The following is a 21,642-nucleotide window of genomic DNA, read 5'->3' as shown; positions in this document are numbered from 1 at the left end:
AGCGCACGCCTGTGCGCGCATATGCGGGAAGATGGCCTCGTGACTGATGGCCCTGTGACAGACGATCCCTCCGCCGAGCCGCCGTTGTCATCCGCGCGGACGCCGGCATCCGAGGCGCCGCCGCCATCCGCTCCGCACCGGCCGCCCGAGCCGCGTACCGCCCCGGTGCCGCCGCTTCCCGACCGCCGCACCCGACTGATCGCCACCGACCTCGACGGCACCCTGCTGCGTGACGACAAGAGCGTCTCGGAGCGCACGATCGCCGCGCTCGCCGCCGCCGAGGAGGCCGGCATCGAGGTCTTCTTCGTCACCGGCCGGCCGGCCCGCTGGATGGACGTGGTCAGCGACCATGTGCACGGGCACGGCCTGGCGATCTGCGCCAACGGTGCCGCCGTCGTCGACCTGCACCGCGGCCGCCGCTTCGTCGAGGTACGCGCGCTGCAGCGGAACGCGGCGGTCGCCGTCGTGGAAGCACTGCGCGCCGCCGCACCGGGCACGTCGTTCGCCGTCGAACGCACCGGCGGCATCCACTACGAGCCGCAGTATCCGCCGTTCCACCTCGACCCGGTCGCGCTGATCGCCCCGGTGGAGAAACTGCTCGGCGAGGAGTTCGAGAAGGCGGGCGAGCCCGTCCTGAAGGTTCTCGCGCACCACTCCGAGCTCGATCCGGACGAGTTCCTCGCGCTGGCCCGGGAAGCCGCCGGGCACCTCGCGTCGTTCACCCGCTCCAGCCCCACCGCGCTCCTGGAGATCAGCGGCGCGGGCGTCAGCAAGGCCGGTACGCTCGCCCGCTGCTGCGCCGAACGCGGTATCGCTCCGGACGAGGTGGTGGCCTTCGGTGACATGCCGAACGACCTGGAGATGCTGGCCTGGGCCGGTACGTCGTACGCCATGGCCAACGCGCATCCGGACGTGCTGGCCGCGACCACCCACCGCACGGCGGGCAACAACGAGGACGGGGTCGCCGTCGTCATCGAACGTTTGATCGAGCAGCTGCTGGAGGACCGTACCGCCGGCTGACCGCACCAGGGCAGCGTCCCGGACGGCGCCTCGTACGGCGGACCGGACGGCGCCTCGTACGGCGTCCCGGACCGCGCCCTCGTACGACGTCTCACACGCGTACGCCGCGCTTCCGCAGCCAGCGGAGAGGCTCGACGGCCGTGTCCACACCGGGGCCGCGCCGCACCTCGAAGTGCAGGTGCGGTCCCGTGGAGTTGCCGGTGTTCCCGGACAGCGCGATGGGCTGCCCGGCGCGCACCCGCTGCCCCGGCCGCACCAGCACCGCCGACAGGTGCGCGTACTGCGTGTACGTGTGCGCTCCGTGCCGCACCACCACGTTGATCCCGAAGGCGCCGCCGCACTCCACCGCCGTCACCCGGCCGTGCCCCGCTGACCGTACCCGCGTCCCGACGGGCACCGCGAAGTCCTGCCCCGTGTGGCGGTGCGACCAGTGCGCGCCGACCCCGCCGAACGAGGCCGACAGCGCGTAGTCCGCCACCGGCCGGGTCCAGCCCCGCGCGGACGGCGTACCGGCCGCGAGGGCCCCGGCGGCCGAGGACACCTCGACCAGCGGCCCGCCGCAGCTGCCGGACCCCGCCGCACCGACCACCAGCCGCCACAGCCGGCCGCGCGCCCGCTCCAGGCTGCGCCCGATCCGCTCCCGCTCCCCGGCCAGCCGCTGCTGCCGGGCGGCGAGCGCCTGCGTACGGCCGGCCGCCGCCGCGCTCCCCGCCGCCAGCTCCCGGCTCAGGCGCAGTGCCGTACGCGCCCGGACCACCAGGTCATGCTGTCGGCGCTCGGCCAGCCGATGGGCGCGCAGCACGCCCTCCGGCGCGGCCGCGGTCAGCGTGCGCACGGTGACGGACAGCCCGCTGCCGGTGCGGTACTGCTGGGCCGCGATCCGGCCGGCGGTACGGCGCAGTGCCGCCGCCGTACGCCGTTCCCGGCGCAGCCGGTCGGTCAGCCGCTCGGCCCGGGCCCGCTCGGCCCTCGCGGCCCGCACGCCGACCTCGTAGGACCGCCCGGCCCGGCCCGCCGCCACCCCGAGCCGCAGCACTTCCAGGCGCGCGCGGTCCAGCCGGCCGGGCCGTCCGCGTGCGGCGGCGCGGCCCGGCCTGCCGCTCTCGTAACGCGCACCGCTCCCGTGCCGCATCTCGGCCCCGCGCCGCGCCGCCCTCTCGTGCCGCGCGGCGCCCTCGTGGCGCGCCGCGGCTCCCGGCCGCGCCGCGCCTTCGTACGCGGTGGCAGCGGCGGCCGTGCCGACGGGCGCGCCTCCTGCGGGCAGCCCGCCGGGCAGCAGGCCGCCCAGCATGATCGTGAAGGCACACACGACGGCACCGCGCCGACGGGCCCGGAGCCGGGCGGCAGGTGCCCGATGCGGCGCACGGACCTCCGGACCGCACGACAGACCTGGATGCATGGGCAGATAGTTGCGCGATCAGGACGCCGGGCGACGGACCGCGGTTCCGGCTCCGCCCCGTAAGCCTCCGAACGGAGCACAGTCGTCCGGCCACCTGGAGGAGCACCGCACCGGCAACGCCCCCTAGAGAGGCGCCTCCCACGTCACCAACGTGCCCGCCCCGTCCTCGCCGAGCCCCGGTCCGTACGTACTGGACCCGCCCAGCGCCTCGGCCCGCCGGGCGAGGTTCTTCAGGCCGCTGCGCCGGCCGCCCTCAGGGATGCCCACACCGTCGTCCGCGACCGTCAGCCGTACCGCGTCCCGCCCGTCCGGCAGCGTGGCCGTGGCGTCCACGACGACCTCGATCCGGGAGGCCTGGGCGTGCCGGAAGGCGTTGGACAGCGCCTCCCGCAGCGCGGCGACCAGATTCTTGCCGGTCGACTCGCCGACCCTGGCGTCCACGGGGCCGACGAAGTTCACGGACGGCTGGAAGCCCAGCGGCACCGCCGCCGTACCGATCTCGCGCAGCACCCGTGTGCGCAGCCCCGACGGTGCCTCCGCGGGCCCCTGCTGGAGGGCGAAGATCGCGGTACGGATCTCCTGGATCGTCACGTCCAGTTCGTCGACGGCCTTGCCCACGCCCTGCCGTACCTCGGGAACCACGGCCTTGCGGGCGGCGCCCTCCAGCATCATCCCGGTGGCGAACAACCGCTGGATGACCAGGTCGTGCAGGTCTCGCGCGATCCGGTCGCGGTCCTGGTACACGGCCAGCCGCTCGCGGTCGCGCCGCGCGTCCGCCAGGACCAGCGCCAGCGCGGCCTGCGCGGCGAACTGGGTGGCCAGCGTGCGTTCGGCCGGGGTGAACCGGCGTGCGCCGCGGGCCCTCGGGGTGGCGAGGGTGCCCAGGACACGGCCGCCGCTCTTCAGGGGCAGCAGCATGCTGGGCCCGAAATACGGCGCGACCTCGGTGATCATGCGCGGGTCGGTCGCCGAGTCCTCGACGAACACCGGCTCCCCGGCGAGGAGGGTGGCGGTCACCGGGCTGTCCGGCGGGATCTGCGTCCCCATGATGCGCGCCGGGTCGTCCGCCGCCACGGCCACGATCTCCAGCCCGCCGTCCTCCACCGGGAGCAGCACGATCCCGGCGGCGGAGTCCGCCAGCCGCCGGGCCTGCTCGGCGACGACCGCCAGCGACTCGTCCACGTCGCTGCCGGCGAGCAGCGCGGTGGTGACGGCGGCCGCGCCGTCGATCCAGCGCTCGCGCTGCCGGGCCGCCGCGTACATACGGGCGTTGCCGATGGCGAGGCCCGCCTCCGTCGCGAGGACCCGCACCATGTGCAGATCGCCCTCGCTGAACTCACCGCCGCCGCGCTTCTCCGTCAGGTAGAGATTGCCGAAGATCTCCCCCTGGACGCGGATCGGCACCCCGAGGAACGTGCGCATCGGCGGGTGCCCGGGCGGGAAGCCGGCCGCGCGCGGGTCCTGCGTGAGGTCGGCGAGGCGCAGCGGCCGGGGATCGTTGATGAGCGCGCCGAGCAGGCCTTTGCGGCCGTCGGGCAGCGCGCCGATGCGCCGGTGGTCCTCGGCGGTCACGCCGTACGTCACGAAGTCCGACAGGCCGTCGCGGGCCTGGTCGACGATGCCGATGGCCGCGTACCGGGCGTCGGCGAGCTCGGCCGCGGTCTCCACGATGCGGTCCAGCGTGACGTGCAGGTCCAGCCCGGCGCCGACGGTCCGCATGGCCTCCAGCAGACGCGGCAGCCGGGCGGTGACCTCGGGGGCGACGCCCTGGAGGCTGCGGGTGGCCTCCGTGGCGGCGTCCATGGTGTCGGCGCCGGATCCGTGCGCGGAACCCTCCGACGTGGGCCCTTCCGCCGGCCCGGGCCCGTCCGCTGATCCTGACGTGGCTGACATGCCCCGAGCCTAATAAGTAACCCTTGTACGGGAAAGTCGTATTTGTTCGCTTGGTAGGTCGTCGTACGGCGCTACGGGCGGAGCGCCGCATGGCGCATGGCACTACGGGCCGAGCGCCACATGGCACTACGGGCGGAGCGCCGTTCGGCACTACGGGCGGAGCGCCGTACCGGCCGCGGTGTGGCGCGCGTCCGCCGCCCTTTCCCGCTCCCGCATCCTGCGGAACGGACCGTCGACCGTGGCCAGTTCCTCGTACGGCCCGCGCTGCACCACGCGCCCGCCGTCCAGGACGAGGATCTGGTCGACCGCCTCCAGGCCCGCGAGCCGGTGCGTGATCAGTACCGTCGTCCGGCCGCTGGTCGCGTCCAGCAGGTCCGCGGTCAGCGCGTCGGCGGTCATCAGGTCCAGGTGCTCGGCGGGCTCGTCCAGCACCAGCACCGGGAAGTCGGCGAGCAGCGCACGGGCCAGCGCCAGGCGCTGCCGCTGTCCGCCGGACAGCCGCGCGCCGTGCTCGCCGACCAGCGTGTCCAGCCCGTCCGGCAGTCCGCGCACCCAGTCCGCGAGCCGGGCCCGCTCCAGCGCGTCCCACAGGTCGGCCTCCTCGGCCCCTGTACGGGCCAGCCGGAGGTTCTCCCGCACCGAGCTGTCGAAGAGGTGGGCGTCCTGCGCGCACAGCCCGACCAGCCGCCGTACCGCGTCACCGTCCGCCCGCTGCGCGTCCACCCCGCCCAGCGTGTACGTACCCCCCTCGCGGTCCAGGAAGCGCAGCAGCACCTGGGCGAGGGTGGTCTTGCCCGAGCCCGACGGGCCGACGACCGCGATCCGGCGGCCGGGCGCGAGCGTGAATCCCACACCGTCGAGCGCCGGCCGGTACTGCCCGGGGTGGCGGGCCGTCAGCCCCTTCACCACCACCGGGAACGGCGACTCGGGGGCCGCCACCGGCTCGGCCGGCTCACATACCGGCACAGGCGCGTCCAGCACCTCGAAGACCCGCTCGGCGGCCCGGTGGGTGCGCTGCCGGTACTGCACCGCGAGCGGCAGCCCGGCCACCGCTTCGAACGCGGCCAGCGGCGTCAGCACGACCACCGCCAGGCTCACCCCGCTCAGCCGGCCGTCGTGCACGGCCTGTACGCCGACCACCGCGGCGGCCGCGACGGTCAGCCCGGTCAGCAGCGCGGTCAGCCCGGCGCCCGCGCCGGCCGCCGCGGCGGACCGGGAGGCCACCGAAGTGAGGTCGCGGTCCGCACGCCGGGTACCGGACAGCCGCTCCCGCAGGGCGCCCGCGACGGTCAGTTCGGCCGTACCGGTGAGCAGGTCGACGACGCGCGCGGACAGTGCGCCGCGCGCCGGGGCCAGCCGTCGTTCGGCACGCCGGGCCAGCGCGCCGGACACCAGCGGCACGGCGACGCCTGCCAGCAGCAGTCCGGCGGCGAGCACCGCACCGGCCTCCGGCAGCAGCCAGGCGGTGAAGCCGGCCGAGCCCGCGCCGACCACGACGGCCGCGCCGGCGGGCAGCAGCCAGCGCAGGAAGTAGTCCTGACCGGCGTCCACGTCCGCCACCAGGCGGGACAGCAGATCGCCGCGGCTGCGGTCGCGCAGTCCGGCGGGCGCGAGCTTCTCCAGCCGCCGGTAGACCGCCACCCGTACGTCCGCCAGCATCCGGAACACCGCGTCGTGCGCGACCAGCCGCTCGGCGTACCGGAAGACGGCGCGGCCGATGCCGAACGCGCGGGTCGCGGTGACCGCAACCATCAGGTAGAGCACCGGGGGATGCTGTGAGGCCCTGGAGATCAGCCAGCCGGAGGTGGCCATCAGGCCTACTGCGCTGCCCAGTGCGAGACTGCCGAGCAGCAGGGCCAGGGCGAAGCGGGCGCGGTGTGCTTGGGCCAGCCGGCGGAGGCGGGACAGGGTGGGGGTACCTGTGCGGCCCGGCTCGGCGTCGTGGTCGGCGTCGGGACCGGGGCTCCGGGGGTGGTCGTCGGACTGCTTCGCTGCACACCCGACGACCGCCCCCTCCGTCCCGGTCCCTTCCGTCGTCGGGGCGGGTGCAGGTCCACGAAGGTGTACGACCCTGTCCGCGGCTGCGAGCAGCGCCGGGCGGTGGGCTACGAGGATGACCGTGCGGCCCTTGGCCAGACGGTGTACCGCGGCCACGACGGAGGCCTCCGTCTCGCCGTCGAGGTTCGCGGTGGGCTCGTCCAGAAGGAGTACCGGGCGGTCGGCGAGGAACGCGCGGGCAAGCGCGAGCCGTTGGCGCTGGCCCGCGGAGAGACCCGCGCCGGACTCGCCCAGGCGGGTGTCCGGGCCGTCGGGGAGCGCGTCGACGAAGTCGAGGGCACCGGCGTCGCGCAGCGCGGTCCGTACCGCCGCGTCGTCCGCGTCCGGGCGGGCCAGCCGTACGTTCTCGGCGACCGTGCCGGCGAACAGGTAGGGGTGTTGCGGCACCCAGGCGACGCGGCGGCGCCAGCTGTCGGGGGAGAGCGTGGTGAGGTCCACGCCGTCGACCAGGATCCGGCCCGCTGCCGGTGCGGTGAAGCCGAGCAGGACGTTCAGCAGGGTGGTCTTGCCGGCGCCGGACGGGCCGGTGAGCGCCACCGTCTCTCCCGCCGCCACCTCGAACGAAGTCTGGGGCAGGGACGGTTCGGAGCGCCCTGGGTGGCGTACGACCAGGCCGTCGACGGATATGCCGGTGCCGGCGGGCGCCTGGCGGGTTCCGGCGTGGCCGGGCTCCGGCTCGGTCTCCAGGACGTCGAAGATCTCCTCGGCGGCGGCCAGTCCCTCGGCCGCCGCGTGGTACTGCGCGCCCACCTGCCGCAGCGGCAGGTAGGCCTCCGGCGCCAGGATCAGCACCATCAGCCCGGTGGAGAGGTCGAGGTCGCCATGGACGAGACGCATGCCGACGCCGACCGCGACCAGCGCGACCGAGATCGTGGAGAGGAGTTCCAGGGCGAAGGAGGACAGGAAGGCGATGCGCAGGGTGCGCAGCGTGGCCTGGCGGTATTCGCCGGTGATGGTGCGGATGGCCGCTGCCTGGGCCTTGGCCCGGCCGAAGACCTTCAGCGTGGGCAGCCCTGCGACGACGTCGAGGAAGTGCCCGGACAACCGGGTCAGCAGCTTCCACTGCCGGTCCATCCGCGACTGGGTCGCCCAGCCGATGAGGATCATGAACAGCGGGATGAGCGGGAGCGTGATGACGATGGTCGCCGCGGAGATCCAGTCGCCGGTGACGATCCGTACGAGTACCGCGACGGGGACGACGACCGCGAGGCCGAGCTGCGGCAGGTAGCGCGCGAAGTAGTCGTCGAGCGCGTCGATGCCGCGGGTGGCGAGGGTGGTGAGCTCGCCGGTGCGCTGAGTGCCCAGCCAGGAGGGGCCGAGCCCGGTGGCCTTCTCCAGGAGTCGCGTGCGCAGTTCGGACTTGACCGCGGCGCTCGCCCGGTGCGCGGCCAGCTCGGTCAGCCAGGAGACGAGCCCCCGGCCGACCGAGATCAGCGCGAGCAGCAGGACCGGTGTCGTCAGGTCGCCGAGGCCGAGGTCGCGCTGGAACGCCCCGACGACGACCTCGGCGATGAGCATCGCCTGGCCGATGACCAGGCCCGCTCCGGCAAGGCCGAGCACCACCACCGCGACGAGGAAGAAGCGGGTGGCGCGGGCGTACCGGAGCAGGCGCGGGTCGATCGGTTTCACGTGAAACATCCGTCCTGACGTAGGTAGCGGAAGGGGGTCAGTGCGCGTCGGCGATGTGCTGCGTGCCGATGCGCTTGCGGAACACCCAGTACGTCCATGCCTGGTAGAGCATCACGAGCGGAGCCGCGATGGCCGCGCACCAGGTAATGATCTTCAGGGTGTACGGACTGGACGAGGCGTTGCTGACCGTAAGGTTCCAGCTCTCGTTCAGCGTGGACGGCATGACGTTCGGGAAGAGCGTCAGGAACAGCATCACGATCAGGGCCGCGATGGTGGCGCCGGAGAAGGTGAAGGACCAGCCCTCCCGGCCGAACATGTTGGCCACCAGCGCCGCGACCAGCGCGACCGCCACCACGACCAGCGCGACCACGCTCTTGCCGTCGCCCTTGTCGATCTGCGTCCAGACCATGAAGGCGAGCGCCAGCCCCATGGCGATCATGCCGAGGAACGAGGCCGTGACGCGTGCCCGCTCCCGAATGGAGCCCACGGTCTTCAGCGAGGCGAAGACCGCGCCGTGGAAGGTGAACAGCGCCAGCATGGCCAGGCCGCCGAGGATCGCGTACGGGTTCAGCAGGTCGAGCAGGGACCCGACGTAGTTCTTGTCGGCGTCGATCTTCACGCCCCCGACGATGTTGCCGAAGATCACGCCCCACAGCACCGGCGGGAGCAGCGAGGTCCAGAAGATCGCGTTCTCCCAGTTGCGCTGCCAGCGCTCCTCGTCCCGCTTGTGCCGGTACTCGAAGGCCACGCCGCGCACGATGAGGCAGAGCAGGATCAGCAGCATCGGCAGGTAGAAGCCCGAGAAGAGCGTGGCGTACCACTCGGGGAAGGCCGCGAAGGTCGCGCCTGCCGCGGAGATCAGCCAGACCTCGTTGCCGTCCCAGACCGGGCCGATGGTGTTGATGAGGACCCGCCGCTCACGCCGGTCACGGGCGAGCAGCTTGGTGAGGACGCCGATCCCGAAGTCGAATCCTTCGAGGAAGAAGTACCCGACCCACAGAAAGGCGATGAGGACGAACCAGACGTCGTGAAGGTGCACAGCTGCCCCCTAGTACGAGAAGGCCATCGGCCGGTCGGCGTCGCTGTCGTTACCGCCGATCTTCGTGGGCGGGTTGAGGTCGGACTCCGACAGCTCCTGCGGTCCGGCCTTGACGTACTTGACGAGCAGCTTGACCTCGACCACGGCGAGGATCGCGTAGAGCGTCGTGAAGACGGCCATCGAGGTGATCACCTCGCCCTGGGAGACGCCGGGGGAGACCGCGTCGGAGGTGCGCATCACGCCGTAGACCACCCAGGGCTGACGGCCCATCTCGGTGAAGATCCAGCCCCAGGAGCTGGCGATCAGCGGGAAGCCGATGGTGACCACCGCGAGTCGCCAGGCCCACTTGGAGAGCCCGTCCCCGAGCGCCTTGTCCTTGGTCAGTGCGAGATGCGGTACCTCGTCGTCCTCCGTCCGCAGCCGTTGCGAGAGCCAGAACTTCTTGCGGGTGAGCCAGAGGCCGGCCACGCCGAGGGCGAAGGAGGCCATACCGAAGCCGATCATCCAGCGGAAGCCCCAGTAGGCGACCGGGATGTTGGGCCGGTAGTCCCCAGGCCCGTACTTCTCCTGCTCGGACTTGTTCACGTCGTTGATGCCGGGCACGAACGAGGAGAAGTCGTCGTGGGCGAGGAACGAGAGCAGGCCGGGTATCTCCACCTCGACGGTGTTGTGGCCCTTGGACACGTCCCCGTAGGCGAAGACCGAGAAGGGCGCGGGTGACTGCCCGTCCCACAGTGCCTCGGCCGAGGCCATCTTCATCGGCTGCTGCTGGAACATGACCTTGCCCAGCAGGTCGCCGCTGACGGCGGTGAGCAGACCGGAGACGACCAGCGTCACCAGGCCGAGGCGGAGCGAGGTCCGCATGACCTTGACGTGCTTCTTGCGCAGCAGGTGGTACGCGGCGATACCGACGATGAAGGCGCCGCCCGCGAGGAAGGCCGCCGTGAGCGTGTGGAAGACGACGACCAGGGTGGTGTCCTGCGTCAGCACCTGCCAGAAGTCGGTCAGCTCGGCGCGCCCGGAGGCCTTGTCGAGCTTGTAGCCGACCGGGTGCTGCATCCAGGAGTTGGCCGCGAGGATGAAGTACGCCGACAGGATCGTGCCGATCGAGACCATCCACATGCAGAAGCAGTGGATCTTCTTGGGCAGCTTGTCCCAGCCGAAGATCCAGAGGCCGATGAAGGTGGACTCGAAGAAGAACGCGATGAGGGCTTCGAACGCGAGCGGGGCGCCGAAGACATCACCGACGAAGCGCGAGTAGTCGGACCAGTTCATGCCGAACTGGAACTCCTGGACGATGCCGGTGACGACACCCATCGCGATGTTGATCAGGAAGAGCTTGCCCCAGAACTTGGTCGCCTTGAGGTAGCGCTCCTTGCCCGTACGGACCCACGCCGTCTCCAGTCCTGCCACCAGGGCGGCGAGAGAGATCGTCAAGGGCACGAAGAGGAAGTGATAGACGGTCGTGATGCCGAATTGCCATCGCGCCAGGGTCTCTGGCGCCAACGCCAGTTCCACGTCGATGTCTCCTTACGGTCGCCGTTCTCGCCACGCCATGCCCGTTTTGCCCCACTGAAAGCGGGGCATAAGGGAGGCGCTTGTGAACGCGTTCACATTCACAAGCAATTATCTCCCATGACTTTCAGCCGAACTGCCCGGGGGGTACGTGACCGTGGTCACGCGGTATTCCGTCGTGGGGAAAATCCTGATACGGCCTGCCGAAGGGGCACCGGAGGCCGGGTTAGTGAACGTGTACACGCCGAAATTCGTCGGGACCCCTTCCCCTGTTCTTCAACATATTGTTGAATTCAGCGCCATGCAGATACGCATCTCTTGGCCCGCGGGGCAGCTGACCGCCACCCTGGCGGACACGCCGACCGCCGCCGCCCTGGAAGGCGCGCTCCCGCTCACCTCCACCGCCCGCACCTGGGGCGAGGAGGTCTACTTCTCGACGCCCGTCTCGCCCGCCCGCGAAGCCGGCGCGCAGCAGGTCGTCGACCCCGGCACGGTGGCGTTCTGGACCGACGGCGACGCGCTCGCGCTGCCGTACGGCCCGACACCGGTCTCCCGCGGCGACGAATGCCGCCTGGCCTCCCCCTGCAACGTGCTCGGCAGCGTCGACGGCGACCCGCGCCGGCTGGCCACCGTCCGCGACGGCGACCCGATCCGGGTCGAGCTCGCCTGACCTGCGCCGCCGTGCGGGCAGCCCGGCCCGGCGTACGGAGAAGCGGGTGGCCGCGGCCCTCGAAGGACCACGGCCACCCGCTGTACGCGCCTGCTGCCCGGCGCTCAGATCTCCTTGCGGAAGGCCTCCGCCGCCTTCAGAAAGATGTCGTTGGCCTCGGTCTCGCCGATCGACACCCGCACGCCCTCACCGGGGAACGGCCGCACCACGGCGCCCGCCTGCTCACAGGCGCGCGCGAAGTCCACCGTGCGCTCCCCCAGCCGCAGCCACACGAAGTTCGCCTGCGACTCGGGCACGGTCCAGCCCTGCGCGGTCAGCGTCTCGGCGACCCGGCTCCGCTCGGCGACCAGCGCGTCCACCCGCTCCAGCAGCGCGTCCTCGCTCCGCAGCGAGGCCACCGCCGCGTCCTGCGCGAGCTGGCTCACGCCGAACGGCACCGCCGTCTTGCGCAGCGCCGCCGCGACCGGCTCGTGCGCGATCGCGAATCCGACCCGCAGCCCGGCGAGCCCGTACGCCTTGGAGAACGTCCGCAGCACGCACACGTTCGGACGGTCCCGGTACAGCTCGATGCCGTCCGGCACCTCGGTGTCGCGGATGAACTCGCGGTACGCCTCGTCCAGCACGACCAGCACGTCCGAGGGGACCGCGTCGAGGAAACGCTCCAGCTCCGCGCGGCGCACGACGGTGCCGGTGGGGTTGTTCGGGTTGCACACGAAGATCAGCCGGGTCCGCTCGGTGACCGCGGCGAGCATCTCGTCCAGGTCGTGCACCTCGTTCTCGTCCAGCGGGACCTGCACGGAGGTGGCGCCGGAGACCTGGGTGATGATCGGGTACGCCTCGAAGGAGCGCCAGGCGTAGATCACCTCGTCGCCAGGCCCGGCCGTCGACTGGACCAGCTGCTGGGCCACGCCCACCGAGCCGGTGCCGGTCGCCAGGTGCTCGGCCGGCACGCCGAACCGCTCCGACAGCTCCGCCATCAGGCCGGTGCAGGCCATGTCCGGGTACCGGTTGAAGGCGCCGGCCGCGGCCACCGCGCTCTCCAGGACACCCGGCAGCGGCGGGTAGGGGTTCTCGTTGGAGGACAGCTTGTACGCCACCGGGCCGTCCGCAGCGGCCGGCTTCCCGGGCTTGTAGGTGGGAACGCCGTCCAGCGCCGCACGCAGCTTCGGGGTCTTCTCGCTCACCGCAGGTCCTCCTCGACCGTCCCGCTCGTCACCAATACTGCACACCTTATGAGGATTGGGCCGTGCGGCGTAGGGGCTTCCGCCCTCCGCGGCTACGTGGGCATGCGCACGTCATATACCGGAGCCATGCCCAGCTCAGGGCGCAGGGCCTTTGCGGAGCGCCTCCCGCTCTGTCACGCGCCGGTGGCTCACGCCGTGGCGCGCATCACCCGTGAAGGTGACTTGAGACCTCTTCGATACCTGGCGCAATCTGCAGGTCAATGCTGTCGATCAGCGAATAGAATCATGCCCTGACACCCAACCTCCTTCTATTCCAAGGGGATTGACGGGTTTCCGGCATGCAGAAACGTGCCTTTCGACTGGGCATAAGGGAGCCCCGCGATGGCCCCTTCCGAGCCCTACTATCGGCTCGCCATGACAGCAGCAGGGAAGCACCAGGTGAGCCGGTCGACCGGACGCCGGTTGGGGCGGGCAGGCATCCGGGACGTGGCCGCCGCAGCCGGTGTCTCCATCACGACTGTCTCCGACGCGCTCAACGGCAAGGGCCGGCTTCCGGACGCCACCCGTCGCCACGTCCGCGAGGTGGCCGACCGGTTGGGCTACCGCCCCTCCGCCGCCGCCCGCACGCTCCGTACCGGCAAGTCAGGGCTGATCGGCCTGACCGTCACCACGTACGGGGATGAACCTTTCACCTTCACCGAGTTCGCGTACTTCGCCGAGATGGCCCGCGCCGCCACCTCAGCCGCGCTGGCCCGTGGCTACGCCCTGGTCATCCTGCCCGCGACCTCCCGTCACGACGTCTGGTCCAACGTCGCCCTGGACGGCACGGTCGTGATCGACCCCGCCGACGGCGACCCGGTCGTCACCGAGCTCGTCCGGCACGGCATCCCCGTCGTCTCCGACGGCCGCCCAGGAGGCTCCCTGCCCGTCACCGGCTGGGTCGACAACGACCACGAAGCGGCCGTCCTGGGGCTCCTGGACCACCTCGCGGACGCCGGCGCCCGCCGTATCGGCCTCCTCACCGGCACCACCACCGACACGTACACCCGCCTGTCCACCACCGCGTATCTCCAGTGGTGCGAGCGGGTCGGCCAGGACCCGGTGTACGAGTCCTACCCCGCGCACGACCCGTGTGCGGGCGCCGTCGCCGCCGACCGGCTGCTGGCCCGCCCGGACCGCCCGGACGCGGTCTACGGTCTCTTCGACCCGAACGGCACCGATCTGCTCGCCGCGGCGCGCCGCTACGGCCTCCGGGTCCCCGACGACCTCCTGCTGGTGTGCTGCAGCGAATCCACGGTCTACGCCACGACCGAGCCGCCCATCACGACCCTCTCGCTCAAGCCCCGGCGCATCGGCACCGCCGTCGTCCAGCTGCTCATCGACGCCATCGAAGGGCTCGACAGCGGACGCCCCGTCGAGCAGGTGATACCGACCGACCTGATCGTGCGCACCTCGTCCCAACGGAGGTCTCCCCGTACGACGGTCAGCCCACCGCGTGGCCCGTCCGGCGACTGAGCGTTCTGCCGGGCGGCCACGGCCGCCAGGGGAAAAACAGGGCGAAGCCGGGAGAAAACAGCTGTGAACGCCGGGCTCAGAACGATTGACCACCCCCTGGTGCGTCACAACCCGCGAGCGGCGTTCCTATGATGGGCGCACGACACCACGGACCGCCGACGACCAGGCAAGGTCCGCGAGGTGCACGGCGGCGCAACGGTGGAGGGGTCGATGACTCAGGGGGCCGGTCTGGGACCCATGGCGCGGACCATGGCGGCACAACCTCCTGCGGCCGTTCCTCCCGGAACACCCGGAGCCGTGCCGAACGCCCATGCGCAGGACGCGTACGCCCCTCACGACGCGTACGCCCCGCAGGAGGGGAACACCCCGCAGGAGGGGTACCTGCCGCAGGACGGGTACGCGCCCCAGGGCGGGTACGTCCCGCAGCCCCGCCAGGCCCCCCAGGACGGTCAGGCCCCTCCCCAGGAGCGGCTCGACCCGGAGGTCCGCGTACGGACCAGGGCACGGCCGTACGCCCGCCTCACCTACGGCACCGGCGCGCAGGCCGCACTGCCGCCGGACCAGCTGCCGGCCGACTACACGCCCACCGAGCGCGACCTCCCCGTCGTCGGCCCGGACGGTACTCCCGTCACGTACACCGACACCCTCATCGACCAGCCCGCCGTCGACCTCCAGCAGGTCGGCGAGGGGGAAGCGGGCGGCCCGCTGTACGTCGTCGGTGACGTGCACGGCTACTACGACGAGCTGCGCGCGGCCCTGTTCGCCGAGGGGCTGGTCGACGCCGAGGGGCACTGGGCGGCCGGCAACGCCCGGCTGTGGTTCCTCGGTGACTTCACCGACCGCGGTCCGGACGGCATCGGCGTCATCGACCTGGTCATGCAGCTGTCCGCCGAGGCCGCGGCGGCCGGCGGCTACTGCAAGGCCCTGATGGGCAACCACGAGCTGCTGCTGCTCGGCGCCAAACGGTTCGGCGACACCCCCGTGCAGTCCGGCGCGGGCACCGCCTCCTTCCAGGCCGCCTGGCTGCTCAACGGCGGCCAGAAGACCGACATGGACCGCCTCCAGGACCACCACCTGCAGTGGATGGCCCGGCTGGACGCCGTCACGCAGGAGGACAGCCACCTCCTGGTGCACTCCGACACCACCGCCTACCTCGACTACGGCGACTCCATCGAGGCGGTCAACGACGCCGTGCACGACGTCCTGACCCGCAACGACGCCAACGAGGTCTGGGACCTCTTCCGCAAGCTCACCAAGCGGTTCGCCTTCCGCGACGAGTCCGGGCCGCAGGCCGTGCGCGAGCTGCTCGCCACGTACGGCGGCGAGCGCATCGTCCACGGCCACAGCCCCATCCCGTACCTCCTCGGCGAGGTCGGCACCGAGGACGGCGAGGGCGAGGGCATCGCCGTCGAGGAGCCGCATGTGTACGCCGACGGGCTCGCGGTCGCCATGGACGGCGGCGTCACGATGGCCGGAAAGCTGCTCGTCGTCCAACTCCCGCTGACTGTCTGACCCGTAACGGGGCATGGGTACCGCAGGCCGGCAACCGGCCGGGCGGGGCCGGAGCGTGCCGTCGACGGGCGGGCCAGGGGGCGCCCAGGGGACGGCTTGTCACGTGCGGAGCAATTTCCGAAATCCTCTGTCACGCCGTACTGGACGCGCTCTACCATCGGTCTATCCGTAGCAGGCTCTCCTCCGTTTCCCGCCAACTGCCCGGTTCGCACCGGCCCGTACGGCCCTACGGAGCATCGGGGGATGCACATGAACAGCGCTCCGCACCTGCTGAACGAGGACCGCGAGGAATTCCGGCGGGCCCTCGACGAGGCTCTGCGCACCGCGGCCGACCGCCCGGATCTCGCCGCGACGGGCATGCGCCTCAACACCGAGCAGCTGCGCACCATGGCGCTCAGCGCCACGACCGCCATCGCCGCGTGCGCGACGGCCGAGTACCAGCACTACGTCTCACTGCGCGCGGAGCTGCGTTCGCCCGCGTCCGCGCGCCCGGCCGCGTCCGGTGGTGAGCCAGGCGAGGGCGGGACCGACGGCGCGGGCGGTGCCGGCGTCAACATCGCCACGATGGGCGAGGTCGCCGAGGCCACCGGCGCCGGACTGGCCGCGATGGTCACGGTCCTCGCTCCCGTACTGGCGGGCATCGCCGCGGTCCTCTTCCTTCTCATCGGCTACGTCCTCCATACCGTCAGCCCCGACGAGTCCCTGGCCCAGCCGCTGATCAGCGTCGGCTGGGCGTTCACCGGCCTGACCGCGGCGACGATCCTCATCGCGATGGGCGGCCTGGTGATCACCGCCCTCCGGAACGGCGCCACGTCCCTGCGCGCCTCCCACCCCAGCGAGCTGGCCCAGGAGGTCGAACGGGCCAAGGCCCGCTGGCTCCAGGCCCTTCAGGAGCGCGGCCTCCGCCCGTTCCTCCTGGAGGCCCTGACAGCGCCCGATCCCCCGCCGGACCCGGATCCCACCTCCGCCGGGCAGCCCACGGAGCTCTCGGGCCCGACGGCCCCTCACCCCTCACCGGGATCGCGCGAGGGATCGGTGCCCGGCACCCCGCCGGCGAAGCCCGCTCCCGGCGACGACAGCCACGACAGGGGCGCCGAAGGCGAGGACAACGACGGCGGCAGCGGCAGAGGCGACAGAAAGCCGCCCGCGGCCCCCGAAGCCGCAGGCCGCTTCGTGACCCACCGCACTCCCGGTCCCGGTCGCATGCCGGCCCTCGGCTACACCCATCCCCGCTTCTCCGGCCCGGAGGACGACCACCGGACCGCCACCCGCCCCCGCTTCACCAGCCCGGACTTCACCAGCCCGGACTACGGGGGGCCTGACCACCAGCCGGACTGAGCGCGCGACGGCAGCGCTCCGCCCGCGCACCGCACGCCGAAGGGGCCCCGGCAAGCTGCCGGGGCCCCTTCGGCGCGTACGCAGGGTCGGTGCGGTCACTCCGCGATCGGCAAGTACACCCGGTTGCCCGCTGCGGCGAACTCCTTCGACTTCTCCGCCATACCGGCCTCGGCGTCCGCCTCGCTCAGTCCGCCCAGGTCACCGCCGTGTTCACGGCGGATGTCCTGGGAGATCTTCATCGAGCAGAACTTCGGACCGCACATGGAGCAGAAGTGTGCGGTCTTGGCCGGCTCGGCGGGGAGCGTCTCGTCGTGGAAGGAGCGGGCCGTGTCCGGGTCGAGGGCCAGGTTGAACTGGTCCTCCCAGCGGAACTCGAAGCGCGCGTCGGAGAGGGCGTCGTCCCACTCCTGCGCGCCCGGGTGGCCCTTGGCCAGGTCGGCCGCGTGTGCCGCGATCTTGTACGTGATGACGCCGGTCTTCACGTCGTCGCGGTCGGGCAGGCCCAGGTGCTCCTTCGGCGTGACGTAACAGAGCATCGCCGTGCCCCACCAGGCGATCATCGCGGCGCCGATACCGGAGGTGATGTGGTCGTAGGCGGGCGCGATGTCGGTGGTCAGCGGGCCGAGCGTGTAGAACGGCGCCTCCTCGCAGATCTCCTGCTGGAGGTCGATGTTCTCCTTGATCTTGTGCATCGGGACGTGGCCCGGGCCCTCGATCATGGTCTGTACGCCGTGCGCCTTGGCGATCGTGTTCAGCTCGCCGAGCGTCTTCAGCTCCGCGAACTGTGCCTCGTCGTTGGCGTCCGCGATGGAGCCGGGGCGCAGGCCGTCGCCGAGCGAGAACGTCACGTCGTAGGACGCGAGGATGTCGCAGAGCTCCTCGAAGTTCTCGTAGAGGAACGACTCCTTGTGGTGCGCGAGGCACCAGGCCGCCATGATCGAGCCGCCGCGGGAGACGATGCCGGTCTTCCGGCGGGCGGTGAGCGGGACGTACCGCAGGAGCACGCCGGCGTGGACCGTCATGTAGTCGACGCCCTGCTCGGCCTGCTCGATGACGGTGTCCTTGTAGATCTCCCAGGTGAGCTCCTCGGCCTTGCCGTCGACCTTCTCCAGGGCCTGGTAGAGGGGGACGGTGCCGATGGGAACGGGGGAGTTGCGCAGCACCCACTCGCGGGTGGTGTGGATGTTGCGGCCGGTGGAGAGGTCCATGACCGTGTCGGCGCCCCAGCGGGTCGCCCAGGTCATCTTCTCCACCTCCTCCTCGATGGAGGAGGTCACCGCGGAGTTGCCGATGTTGGCGTTGACCTTCACCAGGAAGTTCTTGCCGATGATCATCGGCTCGATCTCCGGGTGGTTGACGTTGGCCGGCAACACCGCACGGCCCGCCGCGATTTCGTCCCGTACGAACTCGGGGGTGCAGTTCTCGCGGAGCGCGACGTACTCCATCTCCGCGGTGATCTCGCCGCGCTGCGCGTACGCGAGCTGCGTGACGGCGCCGTCCCGGCCGCGGCGCGGCTGCCGGGGCCGGCCCGGGAAGACCGCGTCGAGGTTCTTCAGGCCGCCGCGTGGCGAGGTGTGCTTGAGGCCGTCGTCCTCCGGACGCATCGGCCGGCCCGCGTACTCCTCGGTGTCACCGCGAGCGATGATCCAGTTCTCCCGCAGCGGCGCGAGGCCACGGCGGACGTCGGTTTCGATGTTGGGGTCGGTGTACGGCCCTGACGTGTCGTAGAGCGTCACGTGCTCGCCGTTGGTGAGGTGCACCCTCCGGACCGGAACCCGCAGGTCGGGGCGCGATCCGGAAATGTAGCCCTTGTGCCAGCCGATCTGCTGCGTTCCCGCGGCGTCGTCGGCGGCACCGTTTTCGGGCGTGCGTGCATCCTGCAGAGTCATGAAGACCCACTCCCTACGCCGGCATTACCCGGTAACAGGTTCGGCGGTCGACGCAGCGGTTTCCGTCTGCCGAAGTTTCACGTGAAACTTCGCTGGGACGGAGATCAGCGCCCTCTCAGCCCGGTGCTCCGAGCTCCCGCGATTGCAAAGGTGCCACCACGTTAGCGGCCGACGCCGCGTGGTGAACAGGGGGCCCGGAGAGTTGTTGGATGATCGGGCGGTGACCCCCAACGAGCCCGAGCCCCAGTCGCACAATCATTCGCCCTTGTCCGCACACCCGCACGGACACGGCCACAGTCATGGGCACGGCCACGGTCCCGCGGCCCCGGTGTCCCAGCATCTGCGCAAGGTCATCGCCGCTGTGCTGATCCCGTTCGCCCTGGCAGTGGGCGTGGGACTGATCGCCTTGTGGCCAGGCGGCGCGCCCGCGCACAAGCCGTCGGGGGTGGGTTTCGACCAGGAGACCCAGACCGCGCGTGTCGTCCGGCTGACGAAGGTGAACTGCGCGGACGTCAACGCGCAGCAGCAGCAACAGATGCAGCAGCAACAGCAGCCGACCGGTCCGGGCGGCGGCGCGCAGCAGGCGCAGAGCTGCGAGCAGGCGACCATCGAGGTCACCAGCGGCAAGGACACGGGACACCGCTTCAAGACCGTGGTGACACCGGACGCCTCGCGCCGCTACGCCGAGGGCCAGGACGTCGTGGTGGCGTACGCCCCCAAGGCGCCCCGGGACCTCCAGTACTCGGTCACGGACGTGGACCGCTCGTTCCCGATGTGGGTACTGGCCGCGGTGTTCGCGCTGGCGGTGGTGGTCGTCGGCCGGCTGCGCGGTGTGCTGGCGCTGGTCGCGCTGGCCGCGAGCTTCGCGGTGCTCACGGTGTTCATCCTGCCCGCCATCCTGCAAGGGTCGAATCCGTTGCTGGTGGCGGTGGTCGGAGGCAGCGCGATCATGCTCATCGCGCTGTACCTGTGTCACGGCCTGACCGCGCGGACGTCGGTGGCGGTGCTCGGCACGCTCGCGTCACTGCTGCTGATCGGCCTGCTGGGCTCGGTCTTCATCGGCTGGGGACAGCTGACGGGCAACACGGACGACCAGACGGGGCTGGTGCACAGCCTCTACCCGGGCATCGAGATCCGCGGGCTGCTGCTGGCGGGGATCATCATCGGGTCACTGGGCGTGCTGGACGACGTGACGGTGACCCAGACGGCGGCCGTGTGGGAGTTGCGGGACGCCGATCCGACGGCGAGCCGGCGCCGGATCTACGGCGCGGCGATGCGGATCGGACGGGACCACATCGCATCGGTGGTGAACACGCTGGTGCTGGCGTACGCGGGCGCCGCTTTGCCGCTGCTGCTGCTGTTCTCCATCGCGCGCAGCAGTGTCGGTACGGTCGCCACCAGCGAGGTGGTGGCCGAGGAGATCGTCCGGACGCTGGTGGGCAGCATCGGGCTCGTCGCCTCCGTACCGCTGACCACGCTGCTGGCGGTACTGGTCGTCTCGGCGGACCGCGCCAGGACGGGCGGCCGGGTCACGGAGCCTGGCCGCGCGGCCGGTCCGGGGCCCGGGCAGCCGGGCAGCCGGCGGGGCGGCCGGGGCCGTCGCCGCAAGCGCTGACCGGGCCGGACCGGCGCTCAGCCCGCCCGTTGCGCGTTCGCGAAGATCCGGTCCAGCTCCGCGTCGAGCGTGCCGCAGATCTGCTCCTGACCGAGCGGGACCAGCCGGTCCGTACGGTCCAGGAAGGCGACCAGCGGTGCCGCCCCGACGCGGAAGAGCGCCTGCTCGGAGCCCACCTGGAGACTGACGTAGACGTCACTGAGATGAGCGCCCGAGACCGGCTCCACATGGATGTCCCCCTCGCCGGCCGGCCGGCTCAGGCCGTCCAGCAGGAGCTCCCGGCTGAACGCCCAGGTGACCGGGGTGTCACCGGGGAGATCGAACGTGAACCGCACGGCGTAGGGATCGGCGCTGTCGAAATCCAGCTCCACCGGGATCCGGAAGGCGAGCTCCTCGGAGACGATGAAGCTCATCATCACTTCTGCCTGAACTGTCTGGCTCATCAACCACTGCCCCGCACTACTTGATCGAAGTGGCCGGTAATGATCCGCCGACCGCTATTGACGCCATCGTCGACGAGTTGCCGACAGATCACAAGGAGTAATTTTTCAGATACTGATAGAGAAGGCCAGCGTCATAAGGGTCGACTCTGCCATCCTCTGTACCTTTTCGGTTACGGACGGCAGTCGATCGGCCTCACCTGCGGGGAGGGAAATCGCCACCGTCGCCGCTGCCGAACCGACGTGAATGGGAATTGCCGCACACACCGTGCCGACGGCATATTCCTCCCGTTCGACAGCGAGTTGGGTCTTACGCACCGTATCCAAACGGTGCAGCAGATGGTCTTCACTCCGCACCGAATGCGGAGTGAGCGACTGGACTTGATGCCGCGCCAGGTGGTCTTTCCGTGCCTCCTCGTCGAGTTGCGCCAGCAGGCACTGGCCGATCGCGTGCGCGTGAGCAGTCGTACGGAAGTCCGCCCACTCCTCCACCGGTGGCCGGTCGGGATCGTCGCTCACCGCCACGACCTCCACCTCACCGGCCCGGTACACCGCGAAGTAGACCGCGGCGTCCACTTCCCGGCCCACCTCCGACAACACCTCGGCGAGGTGCGCGTGCCGCCGGCGGCGGGCCCCGGCCCTGCTGATGAGTTCGGCGGACTCACCCAGGACGAACACCCCGTTCTCCCGCTGGAGATAGCCCTCGTGAGTCAGCGTGCGCAGCAGGTGGTACGTGGTGGGGAGGGGGTAACCGGTCTCTCTGGCAAGCTGCTTGGCCGGCGCGCCGCGCGGATGCGCCGCCACCGCTTCGAGCAGGCGCAGCGCCCGCTGAACGGAACCGATCAGCGTCGGGGGAGTCGTGGACGTGTCGTTCGCCGTGGCCAAGACCAACCCCCAGGACAGGTCGCCGGGGCCGGAACCCCGGG

General features: G+C 71.4%; 15 protein-coding genes. 6 read left to right on the top strand and 9 right to left on the bottom strand.

Going from position 1 to position 21,642, the window contains the following annotated elements; genetic code table 11:
- Positions 1-21: 21 nt before the first annotated feature.
- Positions 22-1,020: a Cof-type HAD-IIB family hydrolase gene (locus AAC944_RS19295; RefSeq protein ID WP_078888586.1), complete on the top strand. Its 999-nt coding sequence runs from the start codon at positions 22-24 to the stop codon at positions 1,018-1,020.
- A 91-nt stretch (positions 1,021-1,111) separates the two neighbouring features.
- On the opposite strand, the gene AAC944_RS19290 is transcribed toward AAC944_RS19295, so the two are convergent.
- The 5 genes from AAC944_RS19290 to AAC944_RS19270 all read right to left on the bottom strand — a co-directional run bounded on the left by AAC944_RS19290 (position 1,112) and on the right by AAC944_RS19270 (position 10,556).
- Positions 1,112-2,329, bottom strand: a complete 1,218-nt coding sequence (locus AAC944_RS19290; RefSeq protein WP_051871802.1) for a M23 family metallopeptidase — start codon at positions 2,327-2,329, stop codon at positions 1,112-1,114.
- A gap of 213 nt (positions 2,330-2,542) precedes the next feature.
- Complete coding sequence (locus AAC944_RS19285; RefSeq protein ID WP_030615400.1) at positions 2,543-4,222, bottom strand: sensor histidine kinase; 1,680 nt, start codon at positions 4,220-4,222, stop codon at positions 2,543-2,545.
- Positions 4,223-4,462: 240 nt separating this feature from the next.
- Entirely contained in the window at positions 4,463-8,008 is a 3,546-nt protein-coding gene (gene cydD, locus AAC944_RS19280; RefSeq protein ID WP_030615398.1) for a thiol reductant ABC exporter subunit CydD, read from the bottom strand.
- Positions 8,009-8,036: 28 nt separating this feature from the next.
- A complete protein-coding gene (gene cydB, locus AAC944_RS19275) occupies positions 8,037-9,038 on the bottom strand; it encodes a cytochrome d ubiquinol oxidase subunit II (RefSeq protein ID WP_030615395.1) in 1,002 nt (333 codons plus the stop codon).
- A gap of 9 nt (positions 9,039-9,047) precedes the next feature.
- A complete protein-coding gene (locus AAC944_RS19270) occupies positions 9,048-10,556 on the bottom strand; it encodes a cytochrome ubiquinol oxidase subunit I (protein WP_030615392.1) in 1,509 nt (502 codons plus the stop codon).
- 298 nt (positions 10,557-10,854) lie between these two features.
- Between AAC944_RS19270 and AAC944_RS19265 the strand changes: the two genes are divergently transcribed.
- A complete protein-coding gene (locus AAC944_RS19265) occupies positions 10,855-11,223 on the top strand; it encodes a cyclophilin-like fold protein (protein ID WP_030615389.1) in 369 nt (122 codons plus the stop codon).
- Positions 11,224-11,327: 104 nt separating this feature from the next.
- On the opposite strand, the gene hisC is transcribed toward AAC944_RS19265, so the two are convergent.
- Positions 11,328-12,407 (bottom strand): histidinol-phosphate transaminase, encoded by a 1,080-nt coding sequence (gene hisC / locus AAC944_RS19260; protein ID WP_030615386.1) that lies wholly within the window; start codon positions 12,405-12,407, stop codon positions 11,328-11,330.
- Between the two features lie 414 nt (positions 12,408-12,821).
- Between hisC and AAC944_RS19255 the strand changes: the two genes are divergently transcribed.
- From AAC944_RS19255 to AAC944_RS19245, 3 genes are all read left to right on the top strand, one after another.
- Positions 12,822-13,922, top strand: a complete 1,101-nt coding sequence (locus tag AAC944_RS19255) for a LacI family DNA-binding transcriptional regulator (protein ID WP_030615383.1) — start codon at positions 12,822-12,824, stop codon at positions 13,920-13,922.
- Between the two features lie 297 nt (positions 13,923-14,219).
- Positions 14,220-15,434, top strand: coding sequence for a metallophosphoesterase (locus tag AAC944_RS19250; protein WP_438272742.1), 1,215 nt, complete (start codon positions 14,220-14,222; stop codon positions 15,432-15,434).
- A 249-nt stretch (positions 15,435-15,683) separates the two neighbouring features.
- Positions 15,684-16,772 carry a hypothetical protein gene (locus AAC944_RS19245; protein ID WP_196943017.1) on the top strand — a complete coding sequence of 363 codons (1,089 nt, stop codon included), beginning with the start codon at positions 15,684-15,686 and terminating at the stop codon, positions 16,770-16,772.
- 95 nt (positions 16,773-16,867) lie between these two features.
- On the opposite strand, the gene thiC is transcribed toward AAC944_RS19245, so the two are convergent.
- Positions 16,868-18,661: a phosphomethylpyrimidine synthase ThiC gene (gene thiC / locus AAC944_RS19240; protein WP_030615375.1), complete on the bottom strand. Its 1,794-nt coding sequence runs from the start codon at positions 18,659-18,661 to the stop codon at positions 16,868-16,870.
- A gap of 265 nt (positions 18,662-18,926) precedes the next feature.
- On the opposite strand from thiC, the gene AAC944_RS19235 reads away from it, so the two are divergent.
- Positions 18,927-20,276 carry a YibE/F family protein gene (locus AAC944_RS19235; RefSeq protein ID WP_368396349.1) on the top strand — a complete coding sequence of 450 codons (1,350 nt, stop codon included), beginning with the start codon at positions 18,927-18,929 and terminating at the stop codon, positions 20,274-20,276.
- Positions 20,277-20,293: 17 nt separating this feature from the next.
- Here the strand turns inward: AAC944_RS19235 and AAC944_RS19230 are convergent, their stop codons facing one another.
- Entirely contained in the window at positions 20,294-20,719 is a 426-nt protein-coding gene (locus tag AAC944_RS19230; RefSeq protein WP_030615369.1) for an SsgA family sporulation/cell division regulator, read from the bottom strand.
- Between the two features lie 105 nt (positions 20,720-20,824).
- A complete protein-coding gene (locus AAC944_RS19225; RefSeq protein ID WP_030615366.1) occupies positions 20,825-21,601 on the bottom strand; it encodes an IclR family transcriptional regulator in 777 nt (258 codons plus the stop codon).
- Between the last annotated feature and the right edge of the window lie 41 nt (positions 21,602-21,642).

The sequence above is a fragment of the Streptomyces sclerotialus genome (assembly GCF_040907265.1).
GTDB classification, from domain to species: Bacteria; Actinomycetota; Actinomycetes; order Streptomycetales; family Streptomycetaceae; genus Streptomyces; species Streptomyces sclerotialus.
Note: the sequence above shows the minus strand (reverse complement) of the source record. Positions and strands in the feature narration are given on the sequence as shown.